Source organism: Vibrio sp. 1249-1 (genome assembly GCF_033340495.1).
This window is the reverse complement of record NZ_JAWOWJ010000285.1, coordinates 1-874: the sequence shown is the minus strand read 5'-3', so window position 1 is coordinate 874 and position 874 is coordinate 1. Positions and strand designations below refer to the sequence as shown.

2 protein-coding genes are annotated in these 874 nt (G+C 42.0%); both read left to right on the top strand.

Annotated elements, in window-relative coordinates; genetic code table 11:
- The first annotated feature begins 4 nt into the window (after positions 1-4).
- Positions 5-151 carry a type II toxin-antitoxin system ParD family antitoxin gene (locus R7Z50_RS25880; protein ID WP_411979519.1) on the top strand — a complete coding sequence of 49 codons (147 nt, stop codon included), beginning with the start codon at positions 5-7 and terminating at the stop codon, positions 149-151.
- Positions 144-428 (top strand): type II toxin-antitoxin system RelE/ParE family toxin, encoded by a 285-nt coding sequence (locus R7Z50_RS25875; protein WP_005398363.1) that lies wholly within the window; start codon positions 144-146, stop codon positions 426-428. The genes R7Z50_RS25880 and R7Z50_RS25875 overlap by 8 nt, the downstream gene beginning before the upstream one ends.
- Positions 429-874: the final 446 nt, after the last annotated feature.

Sequence of the window (874 nt, the reverse complement as noted above, 5' to 3'; positions counted from 1 at the left end):
AGTGATGAGAAGTGCATTGCGACTACTCGAACAACAAGAGAATCAACAAGACTTACTGCGAAAAGCTCTTGATGAGGGAGAAGCGAGCGGAGAATGCTCCCTGTCCTTAAAGGAAGTAGCAGAAAGAAGAAAGGCTCGTCTGCATGTATAAACTTTCTCAGAAAGCAGCAGACGATTTCGGCGACATCTATGAATATACCTTTCTAAATTTTGGCGAAGACCAAGCAGAACACTACACCGATGAAATGGAGCAGTGCTTACAAACATTGTCTGAGGCGCCATTCATTGGTAGGGATTGCTCCGAACTTCGTTCTGGAGTACGTCGGCATGATCATCAGAAGCACGCTATTTTTTATCGAATTCGAGAGTTCGATATATTTGTTATCCGGATCTTGCACCAACAGATGAACTCCATGTTGCATCTTTAGAAACATAGGAAAACGCCCCGTAGAGGGCGTTTTTTGTTTCAAACGAATAGTGCCATTTTTGCCCTGTAAATCGCTCTCAAAGCGTCACAAACTTACAAAGCGTTTTAGTCTTACATCCGCTCGGGTTAGGTATGAAAATCGCCACTACGCGCGTTCTGGGCGCTCTGAGCGGCGTTTTGAGCATCAAAGTGGGCCATTTAACATATAACCAATAATCCGAATGATATTTTTTGGTCTCAGACCAAGATTCGCGTCAAGTTTGAACTTTAACAATATATCCCTACTTTTATCTGTTCCTACGCTTCTTACATTGCTTATAAGTGTGCTACAAGTAGGGATTTTATTAGGTAAACAAATTTAATAATTAGTATCGAGTAGATGGATTATCACTAGGGAACTCTACATTTCCATTTCCGAATGCACCACTCCCTAGTGTCGTTTCTAGC